The sequence below is a fragment of the Paenibacillus sp. NPDC058367 genome (assembly GCF_042723305.1).
Taxonomy (GTDB): domain Bacteria; phylum Bacillota; class Bacilli; order Paenibacillales; family Paenibacillaceae; genus Paenibacillus_AQ.
The window spans coordinates 315,225-332,103 of the sequence record NZ_JBHXIZ010000004.1; the positions used below are offsets into that span (position 1 = coordinate 315,225).

General features: G+C 48.0%; 13 protein-coding genes. 10 read left to right on the forward strand and 3 right to left on the reverse strand.

The features are described from left to right. Positions 1 to 146: 146 nt before the first annotated feature. Positions 147 to 1,619, reverse strand: coding sequence for an alpha-amylase (locus tag ACFWMP_RS22105; protein ID WP_379424818.1), 1,473 nt, complete (start codon positions 1,617 to 1,619; stop codon positions 147 to 149). Between the two features lie 138 nt (positions 1,620 to 1,757). Then, positions 1,758 to 3,350 (reverse strand): histidine kinase N-terminal 7TM domain-containing diguanylate cyclase, encoded by a 1,593-nt coding sequence (locus ACFWMP_RS22110; protein WP_042192671.1) that lies wholly within the window; start codon positions 3,348 to 3,350, stop codon positions 1,758 to 1,760. 282 nt (positions 3,351 to 3,632) lie between these two features. Here ACFWMP_RS22110 and ACFWMP_RS22115 point away from each other — a divergent pair, with 282 nt between their 5' ends. The 6 genes from ACFWMP_RS22115 to ACFWMP_RS22140 all read left to right on the forward strand — a co-directional run bounded on the left by ACFWMP_RS22115 (position 3,633) and on the right by ACFWMP_RS22140 (position 10,456). Then, positions 3,633 to 4,415, forward strand: a complete 783-nt coding sequence (locus ACFWMP_RS22115; protein ID WP_076284892.1) for an ABC transporter ATP-binding protein — start codon at positions 3,633 to 3,635, stop codon at positions 4,413 to 4,415. A gap of 2 nt (positions 4,416 to 4,417) precedes the next feature. Further along, positions 4,418 to 5,230: an ABC transporter permease gene (locus ACFWMP_RS22120; RefSeq protein ID WP_379424708.1), complete on the forward strand. Its 813-nt coding sequence runs from the start codon at positions 4,418 to 4,420 to the stop codon at positions 5,228 to 5,230. Further along, the gene (locus tag ACFWMP_RS22125) at positions 5,230 to 6,147 is read left to right on the forward strand and encodes an ABC transporter permease (RefSeq protein ID WP_379424709.1); all 918 of its coding nucleotides are present in this window, start codon (positions 5,230 to 5,232) and stop codon (positions 6,145 to 6,147) included. Before ACFWMP_RS22120 ends, ACFWMP_RS22125 begins: the two co-directional genes overlap by 1 nt. A gap of 241 nt (positions 6,148 to 6,388) precedes the next feature. Beyond that, positions 6,389 to 7,489 carry an ABC transporter substrate-binding protein gene (locus ACFWMP_RS22130; protein WP_379424710.1) on the forward strand — a complete coding sequence of 367 codons (1,101 nt, stop codon included), beginning with the start codon at positions 6,389 to 6,391 and terminating at the stop codon, positions 7,487 to 7,489. A 104-nt stretch (positions 7,490 to 7,593) separates the two neighbouring features. After that, positions 7,594 to 9,057, forward strand: coding sequence for a CoA-acylating methylmalonate-semialdehyde dehydrogenase (locus ACFWMP_RS22135; RefSeq protein ID WP_379424711.1), 1,464 nt, complete (start codon positions 7,594 to 7,596; stop codon positions 9,055 to 9,057). A 31-nt stretch (positions 9,058 to 9,088) separates the two neighbouring features. Continuing rightward, positions 9,089 to 10,456, forward strand: coding sequence for an aspartate aminotransferase family protein (locus ACFWMP_RS22140; protein ID WP_379424712.1), 1,368 nt, complete (start codon positions 9,089 to 9,091; stop codon positions 10,454 to 10,456). Here ACFWMP_RS22140 and ACFWMP_RS22145 read toward each other — a convergent pair. Continuing rightward, positions 10,422 to 12,110, reverse strand: a complete 1,689-nt coding sequence (locus tag ACFWMP_RS22145; RefSeq protein ID WP_379424713.1) for a PucR family transcriptional regulator — start codon at positions 12,108 to 12,110, stop codon at positions 10,422 to 10,424. The genes ACFWMP_RS22140 and ACFWMP_RS22145 overlap by 35 nt on opposite strands. Before the next feature lie 318 nt (positions 12,111 to 12,428). Between ACFWMP_RS22145 and ACFWMP_RS22150 the strand changes: the two genes are divergently transcribed. Genes ACFWMP_RS22150 through ACFWMP_RS22165 form a run of 4 tightly spaced genes read left to right on the forward strand, consistent with a single transcriptional unit; the run spans position 12,429 to position 16,836 of the window. Next, a complete protein-coding gene (locus ACFWMP_RS22150) occupies positions 12,429 to 13,820 on the forward strand; it encodes an NAD(P)-dependent oxidoreductase (protein ID WP_379424714.1) in 1,392 nt (463 codons plus the stop codon). 45 nt (positions 13,821 to 13,865) lie between these two features. After that, positions 13,866 to 15,155 (forward strand): NAD-dependent dihydropyrimidine dehydrogenase subunit PreA, encoded by a 1,290-nt coding sequence (preA, locus tag ACFWMP_RS22155; protein ID WP_339243886.1) that lies wholly within the window; start codon positions 13,866 to 13,868, stop codon positions 15,153 to 15,155. A 2-nt stretch (positions 15,156 to 15,157) separates the two neighbouring features. After that, entirely contained in the window at positions 15,158 to 16,585 is a 1,428-nt protein-coding gene (hydA, locus tag ACFWMP_RS22160) for a dihydropyrimidinase (protein WP_379424715.1), read from the forward strand. Beyond that, entirely contained in the window at positions 16,585 to 16,836 is a 252-nt protein-coding gene (locus ACFWMP_RS22165; RefSeq protein ID WP_042192649.1) for a hypothetical protein, read from the forward strand. Before hydA ends, ACFWMP_RS22165 begins: the two co-directional genes overlap by 1 nt. Positions 16,837 to 16,879: the final 43 nt, after the last annotated feature.

The window sequence follows — 16,879 nt, forward strand, 5'->3', positions numbered from 1 at the left end:
CGTCTGCCATCATTACCCAATCTGAAAAGGTTTAATGGTTAAGTGAGATCTTTACTTGGACTATTTCATAAAATAGATGAAGCTGCCCCGTAAGCAGCATTCACTACTTTCGAGAGCAGCCTCATCTATTTTGAGTAACATAACCCTTATTTTTCGTCGGCTTTTTCATCAGGCAGAGCCCAGACAGATACGCTGCCACCGTTGACCGGGAAGGTCGCCCAGCCATCTTTTTCAATCGTTATAGTCGTCTTGTGATTATGAGTGAAATCTACCCATGCTTCACCCGCGCGTTGTTCCCCTACGAACATTCTTTTCTGACCGTTCTCACCATTACTAATCACAACCGCACAGCCGGAGCGTTCGATGTCTTTCACGCCGAGTCGTGTCCAGCCAATCGTGTTAGGATGATCGAAATAATCCTTCTGCTCACCATAGGCTTTGTGATAGCGGGTATATAGCAGCGGGTCAATCGCCTCTTTTTTGCCTGCGACAGGTGTAGGTCCCTCGATCCCATAATAATCTCCATAAAAGACCACAGGATATCCGTCGCGTCGCAGTAGGATAAGTGCATAAGCACTTTGCTTAAACCAATCATCTACCCAAGATTCCAGAGCTTCATGGGGTTGAGAATCATGATTGTCAACGAACGTTACAGCATTGGTAGGATGGGTCTGCACCAGTGTGTCGTCGAGGATTTTGGTTAAATCAAAGTTTCTACCCCCCAAGGAAGCTGAATGCAGCTTGTAGTGAAGGGAGACATCGAAGAGATCGATCTTATAGTCGACGGTATTTAGAAATTGTCGGCAGGATTCTAAATCCGAATTCCAGAACTCACCCACGATATAGAAATCCTTCTCACATTTATTAAACATTTCTACCGCGAATTGTTTCACAAACTCATGGTTGATATGCTTGATGGCATCTAAGCGAAAGCCGCTGCAGTGGAGCGTGTCCACCAGCCATTTTCCCCATTGGATCATTTCCTTTTTGACTTCTGGATGACTGTAATCAATATTTGCGAACATTAGATAATCGTAGTTGCCGAACTCGTCGTCAACATTCTGGTTCCATGTTTTATTCTCGCCTGTGATACGGAATACACCTGTTCGCCCCGATTTGGCGTCAAAGTCAGTGCCGTTAAAATGATTGTGATTCCATTTAAAGGAAGAGTGTTCATCACCGCGGCCGGGGAAGGTGAATTTCGTCCAGCCCTCAATCTCGAAAGGCTTGGAAATTTCTTTCATCCGGTCATTAGGGTCGACCTCGATCACCTGGAAGACTTCCTTTTCATCCGCTCCTGCCTTGTGATTCATGACCAAATCAACGTACACGGCAATGCCGTTTTTTTGACATTCCGAAATGGCTTCAATCAGTGCTTGTTTGGTGCCATATTTGGTGCGTACCGTACCTTTTTGGTCATATTCGCCCAGATCGTATAGATCATACACGCCATAGCCTGTATCGTCGGCGGAGACGGCCTTTGTCACAGGAGGTACCCAAACAGAATCAATGCCTACGGCTTTTAGTGCGGAAGCTGTTTCTTTTAGGCGATCCCAGTGTTTCCCATCCGCAGCGACATGCCATTCAAAAAATTGCATCATTGTATGGTTCCTCATTATTTCTTGCGCCTCCATATCCATAAAGCGAATTTTTTCTACACTCTGATTAGATTTTCAGATAACTCTTATTAAACGTAAAAACAGACTATGAAAAATAAGGCAGGCTGATGAATGCGCTGGGAGGGACAAAGATGCGAATTATATAGGCTTGAAAAGTGTGATTTCTGATCTCTGGGAGAGGTGGACAGCATTGCGTCCGTTTCGTTTGGAACTGTACAGAGCATGGTCAGCCTCTGACAGTAGCTCTTCTAGAGTGGCTTTAGGACTTAGGGCTTCTACTACTCCGAAGCTGGCAGTCACGTTAATGGACCCGATGAGCGTATATAAGACACTTTGTTCAATATCTGCGCGGATAGTTTCACAGAGTTGTGCGGCTTGCTTCAGCGACGTATCTGGCAAACAGATCACAAATTCCTCACCGCCATAACGTCCGAAGATGTCACCCTCCCGGATATGTCTGTTGCATACCTCGACAATGTGCTGAAGGGCTTGATCTCCATATTGATGTCCGAATCGATCATTAATGCTTTTGAAGAAGTCTACATCCAGCAAAATAATCGATAGTGAACTCCGATTGCTCGCGGCCTGAACAAGAAGCCCTCGGCTCAGCTCCAAAAAATAGGTACGGTTATAAATCCCCGTCAGACTATCCATCGTAGCCAATTGACGCAGCTTATCTTGAAGCAGTATTCGTTCAGTTACGTCAATCAGCATGATCATTTGTCCTGCTAAGTATCCCCCTTGTTTCTGTACGGGAGAGGACCGAATTTGGTAGTAACAAATCTCGTCTCCTTTGATCCAAGCAACTTCCCGTTCTTCGCGTTGCAGTGGCTCTGTATCCATAACATAGGACAAGGCATCTTTGCCGGCATTAAGAAACAGTTGAGCCAGCGGTTTACCAATCGCCGAGGAATTAAGTCCTTCTATCATATCCGCGGCTGCGCGATTGTAATCGACGAGCATGTCCGAACGATCGGTGACAAGCACCCCATCTCGCATGCTTTCGAACAGATTCTCACGGGCGATAGGCGCAGCTGTTAGCATACCTCTTGATAGGATAGCCCAGATATACAGGGTGGAAGTGATACTCATAATGATGGGAACGGGATCCATCCCGTAGGGAGTCAGGCCCATTAAATATAAAAAAGAGCCTAACGTTGGAAGGCTTAGTCCAATTAGAATGGTAACGATTTGTCTCCGGTATACCCGTTTCATCCGGTTCCACTGCCATAACATAAGGCAGATAGCTGCCAGTAGACAGCCAAAAGTAAAGCTGCCGTGAACGATATACCAAGGTCCCATCACTACATCAACGAGTGGGGAGGGCGTATTGTCTCGCAAATAAATGGATTTATAGAAGAGGTGGTGGTAATCATTGGTCCACACCATCAGTGTTGTGATGAACGGTATTATATACAGCGCTGCCCGCATGCCCTTTTTAATTAGACTCTCCAGCCCTACGAAATGCATCACCATAATAAGGCTGGCGGGCGCTATAAAAGGCATCCCCAGGTACTCTACTTTAATCCAAAAACTCATTTCCTCCAGTGTTTTGCCCGACAGTTCTAGTGCGAAGCCGAAGGTATAAATCGCGGAAGTGAAGGAGCTTATAACAAAGGCTCTAATTCCTAAGAAATCCGTTTTTTTATAGTAGGCGAAAAGGGCTAGTAAAACGCTCAGGACACCAGATATAGCCACAATAACAATATAATTCGAAATTACAGATCCCATGGGTCTATTGTCTCCTACTGAGGAAAGATATGGATAAATATTACCACAAATCTACAAATATTTAAAAATCACTTCATTTGAAACTCGAATAAATGTCCCCTAGACAAAATGACGTGATTTAGCGGGAGCTATTTTACTAATTGTCTAATGAGAGTCCAGTGAGCAACGTGTAACATGTTAGTTAATACTACACAACAGAAGACTTTAACTCGACACACTTTCTAGTGAGTCAGATTAATTAACATTAATTGCATAGCTTATTTTGATAAGGGGGGGCTGAGGATGTCATTACTCGCGACAAATATTCCTGAAATTCAGCTGGAAAATGTTGAAATGCGCTATAGGGCAGAAGCTGCGGAAGTGCTTGCACTGCATCAGGTGAGTCTTGATATTGCAAAGGGGGAGTTCGTCTCACTGCTCGGACCTTCAGGATGTGGCAAAACAACGCTTTTGAGACTGATGGCCGATCTCATCGCGCCAACGGGCGGGAACATTGTAGTCGCTGGAAAAAGTGCTAAAGAGGCAAGGCTGGCGCAGAAATATGGCATTGTTTTTCAAAGTCCTGTGCTGTATGACTGGCGGAAGGTGAAGCATAACATCACATTGCCGCTGGAACTGATGGGAGTTAAAAAGTCGATCCGTGAAGAGAGGGCGCTGGAGCTTCTTGATCTAGTGGGCTTGCAGAGCTTCGCGGATAAATACCCTTGGCAGCTTAGTGGGGGGATGCAGCAAAGAGTAGCGATTGCCAGAGCGCTATCGATGGAGCCGGAAATTCTACTGATGGATGAACCGTTCTCTGCACTGGATGAGTTTACACGTGAGCGTCTGAACGAAGAGCTGTTATCTGTCTGGAGCAAGGTGCAGAACACGATTGTCTTCGTAACACATAGTATTCCTGAGTCGATATTCCTCTCTGACCGGGTGTTTGTTCTTTCCCCACATCCAGGTCGCTTATCCGCTGTGGTTGAAATTCCTCTGCCACGTCCGCGAACGGCGGAAATGAGAAACAGCCCAGAGTTTTTCGAACTGATCGCAAGTATTCGCGACAGCTTTGAAGGGGTGTAGGGATGAAAGGGGGCAGTATCTTTGTACGGGGTCGCCTGCTGCCGTTGTTTGTCTGGATATTTGGTTTGCTGCTAGTTTGGGAAGGAGCCTCCTGGATGCTGCTCCATGTAGTGGGGACACCGTTAGCTCAGTCCAAGTTGCCCTACGTTCATGAGGTGCTATCCACGCTGTGGAAGTATAGTGGCACGCTTCTGAAGGAGGGGGCTGCCACCTTTGGCAATGCTGGTGTTGGCTTCCTGATTGGTGCGGTGGCTGGTGCTTCACTGGCGGTGCTAATGAGCTTGTCGAAGACGATAGAGCAGTTAACTTTTCCTTACGCTATCGCCTCGCAGATGATTCCGATCCTGGGGCTGGCGCCGATCATTTATGGGATTGTGAGAGATGAGCAGACTTCACGGATTATTATTTCGGGTTATATTACATTCTTCCCAGTGGCTCTCAATATGCTGCGCGGCTTGCGAAGTGTGGATCCTTCCGCGCTGGAATTAATGCATTCTTACGCTGCGAAGCCGTGGGCAGTCTATTGGAAACTCAGATTTCCAGCGGCCCTGCCGGGTTTGTTCGGAGGGCTTAAGATTGCTGCTCCGCTCGCAGTGACTGGTGCTATCCTGGTAGAGCTCATGGGTGCGCAGCACGGGATTGGCGTAATCATGCTGCGTAATCTCTACTACGGCAGCTCTCATACCTACATGTTCTGGTCTACGGTGATTGTCGGCGCTTTGTTGGGGATTGTAAGTTACTGGTTGATCAGTCTGATAGAACGTTTGGTGGCGCCGTGGCAGCCTGAATTTCGACCGAAAGGAGGTAGCCGCTAATGGAAACCAACTCCGTTCGGGAGGCTTCATTTATAGGATCTACTAGTAAAGAGGTGGCCCAGCCGGTATTAACGGCTACGCAGAAGAATGCTGTAGCCGTTCCGAAACCTGCGGAAGGTAGGGCGAGTCGAGGCGGCTCACGAATGCTGAAGAGGATATTTAGCCCAGGGGTACTGCTGCCTGTATTGGCGGGTGTATTGTTTCTTGGGCTATGGGAGTTCGAATTCTTTCATAAGATCTTTGATCTGAAGAAATATCAGCTGCCGTTGCCCACAGCAATTGCCACGACCATGAGGGATAATTTCAGCATGTTGTTATCCTATACCGGATACACCCTTACTGAGGCTGTGCTGGGAATGTTGGTTGGTTCTGCTATCGGCTTCCTGATCGCTTTAGTCGCGACAGCTTGGCCGCGCTGGGGGAGTGGAAGCTTGACGCTGGTTGCCGCTCTAAATGCTGTGCCCATCGTCGCCCTCGCGCCCATTATGAATCTGTGGTTCGGGGATGGGATAGGCTCGCGGATTGCCATAGTAACGGCAACTACAATGGCTGCGATGGCGATCAACGCCTATAAAGGCATGGCGGCGATCGATCCATTGGCGTTGGATCTGATGCATTCCTATGCGGCAGGTAAACCGGCAGTGTTTCGTTATCTGCGGATTCGTAATAGCTTACCCTATGTATTTACAGCACTGAAGATCAACGCGACGGCGAGTATGATTGGCGCCATTGTTGGGGAATTCTTTTTCTCCTCAAAAGGGCTTGGGTACCTGCTCTCCAATTCCATTAAAGTTGCCAAAATGCCACTGGGCTGGTCCTGTATTGTGCTGGCTGCAATTGCCGGCGTGCTCTTCTACCTAGTGGTTGAGCGGCTTGAGAAAGTGTTCATCAAGTGGCATCCTTCGCAACGTAAATGAGCTCTATAACATCATTACATCCGGCCATAGTGGGAAGGGAAAAGAGAAACCGCCCACGGCTGTATGCATACAACGCACCACGATGATTGTCCATACTGTGCTGCTTGAAATATAAGGATTTATAAGTTTCACACTATACATCATCCTTATATTTCTCGCTTAAATGCTTATCGTCCTTATAAGGACGACGAAGGCGTTTACGCTTGTTACAAACAAAATTACGATAGGGGGAGTTCGATTGATGAACGGGAAAAAACGCAAATTTCGTGGTGGTTTGTTGGCGATCGTGATGATGTTAAGTGTTTCTTTAATGGCGGGTTGCGGGGGCAACAATAATAACTCGGCAGCCGAAGCTACGACTGCCCCTGAAGCTTCTACAGCTCCTGAGGCAAGTGCTACGGCTGAACCAGCGGCTGATCCAGTTACAGTGAAGCTGCAGTTGAAATGGGTGCCGCAGGCACAATTCGCTGGATATTTTGTGGCGCAGGATAAAGGATATTACAAGGAAGAAGGACTAAATGTAGAGATTCTGCCGGGAGGTCCGGATATTGTTCCAGAGCAGCAAGTGGCTGGGGGCTCCGCAGATATCGGTGTTGGCTGGGTAGCAAGCTTGCTTCCAAGTCTTGAAGAGGGAATGCCGCTGGTGCAGATCGCGCAAATCTATCAAAAGAGCGGATTGGTCCTGGTCTCCAAAAAAACTGCTGGCATTAATTCAGCCGCTGATCTTAAGGGTAAAAAAGTCGGCAACTGGATGGGTGGCAACGAATTTGAACTATTAGCGTTATTCGATAAATATAAGTTCGATCCGAATAAGGACCTAAGCTTTACGAAGCAAGGGTTCACGATGGATCAGTTCTTGGGCGATCAGATCGATGCGGCCTCAGCGATGACTTATAACGAGTACCAAGTGGTGTTGGAGTCAGGTATTAAGGCTGAGGATCTGAACGTCATCGACATGAATACAGAAGGCGTTGCGATGCTTGAGGATAACTTGTTCGCGAATAAGGAATGGCTTGCGGAGAATAAAGAGACTGCAGCAAAGTTTGTACGTGCCTCCCTGAAGGGCTGGAAAGATGCAATTGCTGATCCTGCAGCTGCCGTGGACAGTGTGATGAAGCAAGCGGAAGACGGCAGTACGACGAAGGAACATCAGCTGACAATGATGACTGAGGTTGCCAAGCTGATTCTGCCTGAAGACTTTGACAGTGCCAAGATGGGATATACCGATGCGGCGGCGTTCCAGCAAACCGCTGATATTTCGCTTAAATTTGGTGTCATTAAAGAACCGGTTAAGGTAGATGAGGCTTATACGAACGAAATCGTAGAAATGGCGGCAAAATAACCAATTGAGCTTAATGTTATAGTGGATGGCCGCCTGATCTGGCGGTCATCTATTATAATCAGCAGTCCATCAGTGCATCTGAAACAGAGAAAGAGGTGCGAGCTATGTCTCTCCTAGTAACGCAGGCTGAAAGAGTTAAGAATTATGTGAATGGAGCTTGGGTAGAATCGTCGTCCGGGCGAGATGAAGAGGTTTATAATCCGGCGACAGGTGAAGTGATTGCTTATGTGCCCATTTCTAGTAAGGAAGAGCTGGGTGCGGCGGTAGAAGCGGCTGCGGCGGCATTTCAAGCGTGGAAAAGGGTCGCTGTGCCGCGTCGCGCCCGCTACTTTTTTCAATATCAACAGCTGCTGGTAAAGCATTGGCATGAGCTGGCTCTGCTGATTACGCTGGAGAATGGCAAAAGTCTGGAAGAGGCGCAAGGTGAGGTGCAGCGTGGAATTGAGTGTGTGGAATTTGCCGCAGGCATCCCCACGTTGATGATGGGCAGCCAGCTTCCGGATATTGCTACCGGAATTGAATCCGGGATGTACCGCTATCCATTGGGGGTTATCGGGGGGATTGCCCCGTTTAATTTTCCGATGATGGTTCCTTGCTGGATGTTTCCGCTCGCCATTGCTTGCGGGAATACCTTTGTGCTGAAGCCTTCTGAGCGTACGCCTCTGCTGGTCAATCGGTTAGCTGAATTATTTGCTGAAGCGGGCTTTCCGCCAGGTGTGCTGAATGTGGTTCATGGAGCGCATGAGGTGGTGAACGGGCTGCTGGAGCATGATGAAGTGAAGGCGATTTCGTTCGTCGGTTCGCAGCCGGTTGCGGAATATGTATATAAGGCGGGGACGGCGCAGGGGAAGCGGGTTCAGGCATTGGCAGGCGCTAAGAATCACTCGATTGTGTTACCTGATGCGGAGCTGGATAATGCGGTGAAGAATATAATTGCCGCTGCGTTTGGCTCAGCGGGTGAGCGGTGTATGGCTTGCTCGGTTGTAGTGGTTCATGAGGATATTGCTGACGAGCTAGTGAGTCGTCTGGCTGCGGCTGCAGATGAACTTAAGATTGGTAATGGTGCTGATGACGGGGTGTTTTTGGGTCCAGTAATTCGCCAGTCGAATAAGGATCGGACTCTTTATTACATTGAGACTGGTGAAGCTGAACAAGCCGAGTTAGTGAGAGATGGGCGGAAAGATGCTGCTGTGGGCGGTGTGGGTTATTTTATCGGACCGACGATATTTGATCATGTACAGCCGGGAATGACCCTCTGGAAGGATGAGATTTTTGCACCGGTGTTGTCTGTGATCCGTGTGAAGAGTTTAAGTGAAGCGATTGCGGTAACGAATCAGTCCCCATTCGCGAATGGGGCGTGCATTTATACAGATAGCGCAAAGGCGATCCGCGAGTTCCGGGAAGAGATTGATGCAGGGATGTTGGGTGTGAATCTGGGTGTGCCTGCGCCCATGGCCTTTTTCCCCTTCTCAGGTTATAAGAAATCATTCTATGGAGATCTGCATGCCAATGGGCGTGATGGGGTGGAGTTCTATACGCGTAAAAAGATGATCACTGCCCGTTATTAGAGAAGATGAGCTACTGAGAGGAGAAAATGTTATGCAGAGTCTGGGGAACGATAGTGAGCTTGCGGTAAACAAGGATCGGAAATATTTATGGCACAACATTACACCTTATAGTGAAAAGAATCCGCCTATGATTGCCGCCTCGGCGAGTGGGTCGTGGATTACGGATATACAGGGCAATCGATTTTTGGATGGGATGTCTGGCTTGTGGTGTGTAAATGTGGGATACGGGCGCAAGGAGCTGGCGGAAGCTGCTTACAATCAGTTGCTGACCCTGCCTTATTTTCCTCTGACACAAAGTCATCTCCCGGCGATTGCGCTGGCGGAGAAGCTGAATGAATGGCTCGGAGACGAGTACGTGATCTTCTTTTCCAATAGTGGATCGGAAGCCAATGAGGCTGCTTTCAAAATGACCCGCCAGTACCAGCAGCAAATCGGCCAGCATTATCGCTATAAATTCATTGCCCGTTATCGTGGGTACCATGGCAGTTCACTTGGGGCATTATCTGCAACGGGCCAGGCCCAGCGCAAATATAAATATGAACCGTTGGCGGGTGGTTTTCTGCATGTGGCTCCCCCGGACAGCTATCGCCGCCCGGCCGGGATGACTGTAGAAGAATTCAACCTACAGTGTGCACAGTCCATAGAGGATATGATCATCTGGGAAGGCGTGGAGACGGTAGCTGCGGTGATTATGGAGCCTGTAATTACGGGTGGTGGGGTCATTGTACCACATCAGGTTTATTTGGATCGGGTGCAGGAAATCTGCCGTAAGCACGGTGTGTTGCTCATTATGGATGAGGTGATTTGTGGATTCGGACGTTCTGGACGTAAGTTTGGTCATCACAACTTTAATGTGAAGCCTGACATCGTAACGATGGCTAAGGGACTGACTAGCGCTTATCTTCCTTTATCCGCGACTGCTGTTCGTAAGGATATCTATGAGGTATTTAAGGACAATAGCGATGACTATGGGCATTTTCGCCATGTGAATACTTTTGGTGGCAATCCGGCTTCGTGTGCACTAGCGTTAAGCAATCTGGAAATTATCGAGCAGGAGAAGCTGGTGGAGCGTGCAGAGCTTTTGGGCAAAAGACTGAACACTGCATTCACCGAGTTACTGGATCACAAGCTTGTGGGTGATGTTCGCAGCTTTGGTTTAGTGACAGGCATCGAGCTGGTTGAAGATAAGGTTAGCAAAAAGCCAGTTGATCTGAGTATTGTGAAAGGCATTATTGCTGAATGCAAATCAAAAGGACTTATTATCGGCAAGAATGGCGATACGGTAGCTGGGTTCAACAATGTGCTTACCTTCGCCCCGCCGTTATCCTCCACGGATGAAGATGTAGAGTTTATTATCGATACGTTTAAATCTGTACTGAGCGGGGGCTGGGTAAAGTAATTTTGTCCGGATATAGAAATTGGTAGGCGCGCAGGGCGACTTGAATGGAGATGCGATTCTCTGGCTGCATGAAGTCTTCACCCAGTAGCTCTGTTATTTTGTCCAGGCGATAATAAAGGGACTGTCTGACAATGAATAAGTTTCGAGCGGCAATTTGTTTGGAACCATCATGATCCAGATAAACACGAAGGGTAAGCAGCAGCTCGCTGCCTTTGGTTTGGTCGTGGTCAATTAGCGGGCCGAGATAACTACGAATGAAGTTCTGCAACGTTTTCCCATCATTTAGGCTAAGTAGTAATTGGAATACGCCAAGCTCATCGTAAAAGAGCAGTGACTTCTGATAACAAGAGTATAGAGACAAAGCTTGCGAAGCTTCTTGATAACCGGAATAGGCCTGTTTTAGGCGCTTATGCGATTTACTGACTCCGATGACCAGCTGCAAATCTTTGAGCTTCTCGTCGGAGCGAATATGTTGAAGGGCCTCAAGTGCTTGCTGAAGCCGCATTTTTCCAGGCATTTTCGATTGAATGTCGAGTGCGATGACGGTGAGGCGATTGTTCTTGAGTGTGATCAGCGGACGTAGGGAATATTTTTCGAAAATGGAACGCAAGATGAGCGAAAGGTGGAAGGTAATTGATTCCCATTCGTTCTCTGAGCTGTTCCATTTTACGTCTCTAGGGTTCTTGATTTCGATAAGGCATACACGGTAAGGGAGTTCGTTGACCATGTTGAAATTGGAACCGATCAAGCCTTTTAAGCGATTGTCATCCTCTATACGACCATTGATCAGCTCATCGACCCATAGATTTTCTGAAAAAAGCTTACGCTCCTCCATATATCGGGTACGCAGTAGCTCTTGAGCAATGGATAGCGAGGCGGAATCCAGCAGCAGGCAATCAAATTCCTGTGGCTTATGATTGCAGACCATCAGGATATAAGCCCAGGTCTGATCCAGCGCACCTACAGGCTTGATTGCAATCGTCCTTTGTCCATATTCTCGGGTGTAAGGAGCGATGTCTGGTTGAATGCCTTCCATCTCGTCACCGAAGGTGGTGAAGAAATTCAGCAGGGGAGTTTGCTCATCGGGCGGAAGTGCCGGGAAAAATAAGGGTTTGCCTTGCAGCTGCATATAGACGATTTGTGTGCGGGTGCTTTTACATAATAATTGCAGTACCTTCACTGTTCCTTGTGAGGTTAAGGTCAGACGGTGGAATTCACGAGAGATGCTTTCGAGTTCTTGCAGCATCCGGTGATGCCGATTGATGATGATGGAATGGAGGTCTAGGGTGATATCGACGAAGCGAACCGTGCGGGTGAAGATAATCAGCGGGAAATCATTTGCGTTAGCTAAGTCGATCATCTCTTGCGGGATAGTGCTGAAATACGTGCCTAACTCAATGCATAGGCAAGCTGCATTCTTGTCGATCAGGTTCAGCATAAACTCCAAGGAGGAAGGGAGATCGACACTTGCACCAATCCCCGTAGTCAAAATCATTTCTTCGCCATGAATCAGAGTCTCGAAGTTGGCACTTTCCAGCACATGCACCCAGCGAATGGCACGGCTTAGACCGCTTTTCCCGCCGATCACCTCGACTTCTGCGAATAGTGGTCTTTTTAAAGCGTCACGAATGGTTAATACAAGCTCCCAGTCCATAGTTACTCCCCCTCGATCTTCTGTGCTCTGGCCTTCGGCTAATGCCCTGTTATTCTCAGCCTATTCTCATACGTAAAAAATACAGTTTTGAAATTAGACAAAGTGTCTAATGCAACGAAAATTCGAAATGACTATAGTTTGATTAACGAATGTTAGTATATATAACCTAATCAGGAAGAGTGTTGAGAGATAATTTCTGTTAATGCTTATATTACTACAATAATTCAATGATGTAAGCAAAATATTCAGAAAAAACTTGAAATAATGTTATATTATATAACACTAATATGAAAAATTACCCATAAGGAGGGACTAGTGATGGAGCATTCATCTCCGTTAACAGCATTTACACCTGATATGTTCAGGCGCAATTTCGCCGAGGCTGAGCCGCCTCTGACCCATAAGGGTGCCATGGATGAGTCCAATCGCTGTCTATATTGCTACGATGCCCCATGTATAAAAGCATGTCCGACCAGCATTAATATTCCCTCCTTTATCAAACGGATCGCTACTGACAATTTGAAAGGCTCGGCACAGACGATTATGGATTCCAATCCTGTGGGTGCCAGCTGTGCTCGTGTTTGTCCTACAGATGAGCTGTGTGAAGGAGCCTGTGTGTTAAATGATGCCTCGGCGCCGATCCAAATCGGACTGCTGCAGCGTTATGCGACAGATTGGGCAATGAACAGCGGAGTTCAATTATTTAAGGCTGGCACCCCTAATGGGAAAAAGGTAGCCGTTATCGGCGGTGGTCCTGCGGGATTGTCTGCGGCTAGGGAACTCGCCCGTGAAGGTTTTGCTGTTGTGATCTACGAAGCTAAGGCGTTAGCGGGTGGGCTGGATACACATGGGATTGTATCGTTTCGGCTCCCACAGTCTGTATCTCTTTGGGAAGTAGAGCAGGTAGAGAAGCTGGGTGTGGAAATACGTACAGGTGTAAAAGTCGGAGTGGATGTTTCTGTAGATGAGCTGAAGTCGAACTATGATGCCATCGTTTTGGCAGCGGGTATGGGTTATGTGCCTCCGATAGGGATTGAAGGTGAAAAATTGGCTGGCGTATACGACGCCATTGCACTCGTAGAATCAACTAAGACTGGCATTCCTTTGCTAGAGCTGATGGGTCAGCGGGTCGCTGTCATTGGTGCAGGGAATACGGCTATTGATGCAGCGACTTGCTCAGTGCGACTGGGAGCCACCAATGTGAAAATGCTCTACCGCCGGACCCGCGAAGAGATAACGGCTTACGATTTTGAATATGAATTTGCGAAGCAAGAAGGTGTGGAGTTCAGCTGGCTTACCTTACCGAAACGTATCGTAGGGGATGAGCTTGGAAATGTAACCGCACTGGAATGTGTGCAGATGAAGCTGACAGAGGAGCTGGGCAAGGATGGACGTCCAGTGCCTATGCCAATAGAGGGTTCGGAGTTCTTGATTCCTGTAGATGCAGTTGTAATAGCTATAGGTCAAAAGCGTCGCCTAGATCTAATAGATTCCTTAGGCCTTGTGCATGACCGTGGGGTTGTAAAGGTGGATGAAGCCACCTGTCAAACCTCCGATCCGCAAATTTATGCCGCAGGCGATATCATATTTGGTTCAGGCAAAGGCGAGGCCATGGTTGTATCCGCGGCACAGCAGGGAAAAGATGCGGCCCATGCGATTGTTAAACAATTCTCAGGCCAGCAGGAGGTCGTTGTTAGATCTGCGGGCTGAGCGTAGAAATCAAATTGGATTTTACATGACAGGGAGGGAACATCAATGGCAGATTTAAGTATTAATCTCGCAGGAATTCAATCGCCGAATCCGTTCTGGCTGGCCTCCGCGCCGCCTACGAATACAGGTTATCAAGTGCAGCGGGCCTTTGAAGCAGGTTGGGGTGGTGCGGTGTGGAAGACGCTCGGTGATCCGATCATTAATACCTCATCGCGTTTTGCGGCAGTAAATTTCAATGGGCAACGGGTTGCGGGCTTTAACAATATTGAACTGATCACCGACCGTCCGCTTGAAGTTAATCTGAAGGAAATTTATGAAACGAAGAAAAGATTTCCGAATCATGCGATTATAGCCTCCCTGATGGTAGAACCAACGCAGCATAAATGGCATGAGATTGTTAAGCGGGTAGAGGATGTGGGTGTAGACGGTCTGGAGCTTAACTTTGGCTGTCCGCACGGAATGGCTGAGCGTGGAATGGGCGCTGCTTCGGGGCAGCAGCCTGATCTGGTGCAGGCACAGACCACCTGGGTAAAAGAAGTTGCAACGACCCCGGTGATTGTGAAGCTGACGCCTAATATTACGGATATCACCGTCGTTGCCCGCCATGCGGTTAAGGGTGGAGCGGACGCGATTAGTATGATCAACACGATCAACAGTCTTGCTGGTGTAGATATTCATAGCTGGAACACAATTCCGAATGTTGGGGGGCAGGGTGCGCATGGCGGTTACTGCGGGCCGGCCGTGAAACCAATTGCGCTTAGTATGGTGGCCGAGTGTGCCCGTGACCGGGGAGTAGGCATTCCTATCTCCGGTATTGGAGGGATTTCGACCTGGCAGGATGTTGTTGAATTCATGCTGATGGGTGCTACGGGCATTCAAGTATGTACAGCGGTCATGCATCATGGCTTCCGGATTGTGGAGGAAATGATCGATGGCCTGAACAACTATTTGGATGACAAAGGTTTGGCTTCCGTAACAGAGTTAATCGGTAAATCGGTATCCCGTTACTCCAACTGGGGTGATCTGGATCTCAACTATAAGGTCGTTGCACGTATTAATGAGAACAACTGCATTAACTGTAATAAATGCCATATTGCCTGCGAAGATGCTTCACATCAGTGTATTGATATGTTAACTAATGCAGATGGGAAAGCTATTCTACAGGTCCGCGAGGAAGATTGTGTAGGTTGTAATCTTTGTTCAATTGTCTGTCCAGCAGACGGCGCGATCGATATGGTTCCAGTGGACACCGGGGCAGCCCCTCTGACCTGGAATGAAAGGCAGAAGGTGATCAGTAGCTTGAATGGCTCCTATTCGGAAGTGGAGGTGGTATAAGGATGAAGAAAATTATTAAAAATGGCATCATCGTTACCGCAGCAGATACTTATACAGGCGATGTGGCGTTTGAAAACGGGGTTATTACGGAGATTGGCCTTCATTTGGATGTCCCTGGTGCGGAAATTATAGATGCCTCGGGGTGTTATGTTTTTCCTGGAGGCATTGATCCTCATACGCATCTGGATATGCCTTTTGGCGGCACCGTTACAGCCGATGATTTCGAGACGGGAACCATTGCGGCTGCATATGGCGGAACGACCACAGTCATTGATTTTTGCTTAACCACCAAAGGACAACCGCTACAGCAAGCCGTAGATACATGGCATCATAAGTCGCAGGATAAAGCGGTGATTGATTACAGCTTCCACCTTATGGTCTCAGAACTAAACGATAAAGTACTGGGTGAGCTTCCGGAGATAATTGAGAATGAAGGCATTACCTCGCTCAAAGTATTTATGGCTTATAAGAATACTTTTCAGGCGGATGACGGCACACTTTTTAAGACCCTCCAAGCTGCGAAAAAAGAAGGTGCACTCGTTATGGTGCATGCGGAGAATGGAGATGTCATTGAATATCTTGTAGAGCAGGCTTTGGCCGCAGGCAATACCGACCCGATCTTTCATGCGCTGACCCGCCCGCCGGAGCTGGAGGGTGAAGCTACGGGACGCGCAGCTTATCTAACCGAACTGACAGATTCTCAGCTGTATGTTGTACACGTGACCTGTGCGGAAGCTGCTTGGAAGATTGCTGAAGCGCGTAAAAAGGGACTGCGCGTCTACGGCGAGACTTGTCCACAGTATTTAGTGCTGGATCAGACGGCGCTGGAAAAGCCTAATTTCGAAGGTGCTAAATACGTGTGGTCTCCGCCCCTGCGTGAGCAGTGGAATCAGGATGTTTTGTGGGATGCGCTATGGAGCGGCAGCTTGCAGACGATTGGCTCTGACCAGTGCTCGTTTGATTTCAAAGGACAAAAGGATCTGGGGCTAGGCGATTTCTCCAAAATCCCGAACGGTGGGCCGACCATTGAGGACCGGTTTACGATTCTATATTCGGAAGGTGTGCAGAAAGGCCGGATCTCATTGAACAAATTCGTAGACATTATTGCTACCTCTAGCGCCAAGCTGTTTGGCTTGTATCCGCAAAAAGGCACGGTCGCGGTAGGCAGTGACGCTGACTTGGTTATTTTTGATCCGGCTGTAGAAAGAATACTCTCCGCAGAAACACATCATATGAACGTCGATTATAATGCGTTTGAGGGCTTTGAAGTAAAGGGAGAGCCTGTTTCCGTCCTCAGTCGAGGCGAGTTTGTGATTCGAGACAAGCAATTTGTTGGTAAACCCGGGTCGGGAAAATATTTAAAGCGCAAGCGTTTTGCAGCGGAGGCTCCTCTTCCTTCCAAGGCGGAAATAAGCGGAGGTGTTGTCTGATGTCTGCTTTTGCGGAATATGCCAAAGAACAGCAGGAGATTGATGGGCTGCTTTTTAAAGGATATACGATTGCCAGCATCCAAGAGGATTTGGACGGTGCCCGAATAAAGTTTGTCAGAGGGGAACCGGCTAAGGGCTCGATGGAGTTATTATTGCTGACAGCAGATGCTCGTAAGTATGTGACAACCCTTGTGGTTTCGGGGCTGAGGGCGGAAGGTGAGCAGGCGGGTTGTTACAGTGCAGAGGTTTGAAGTGAATGAATTGAAAGCCGAGTAGTAAGCTTCTAGATCGGGA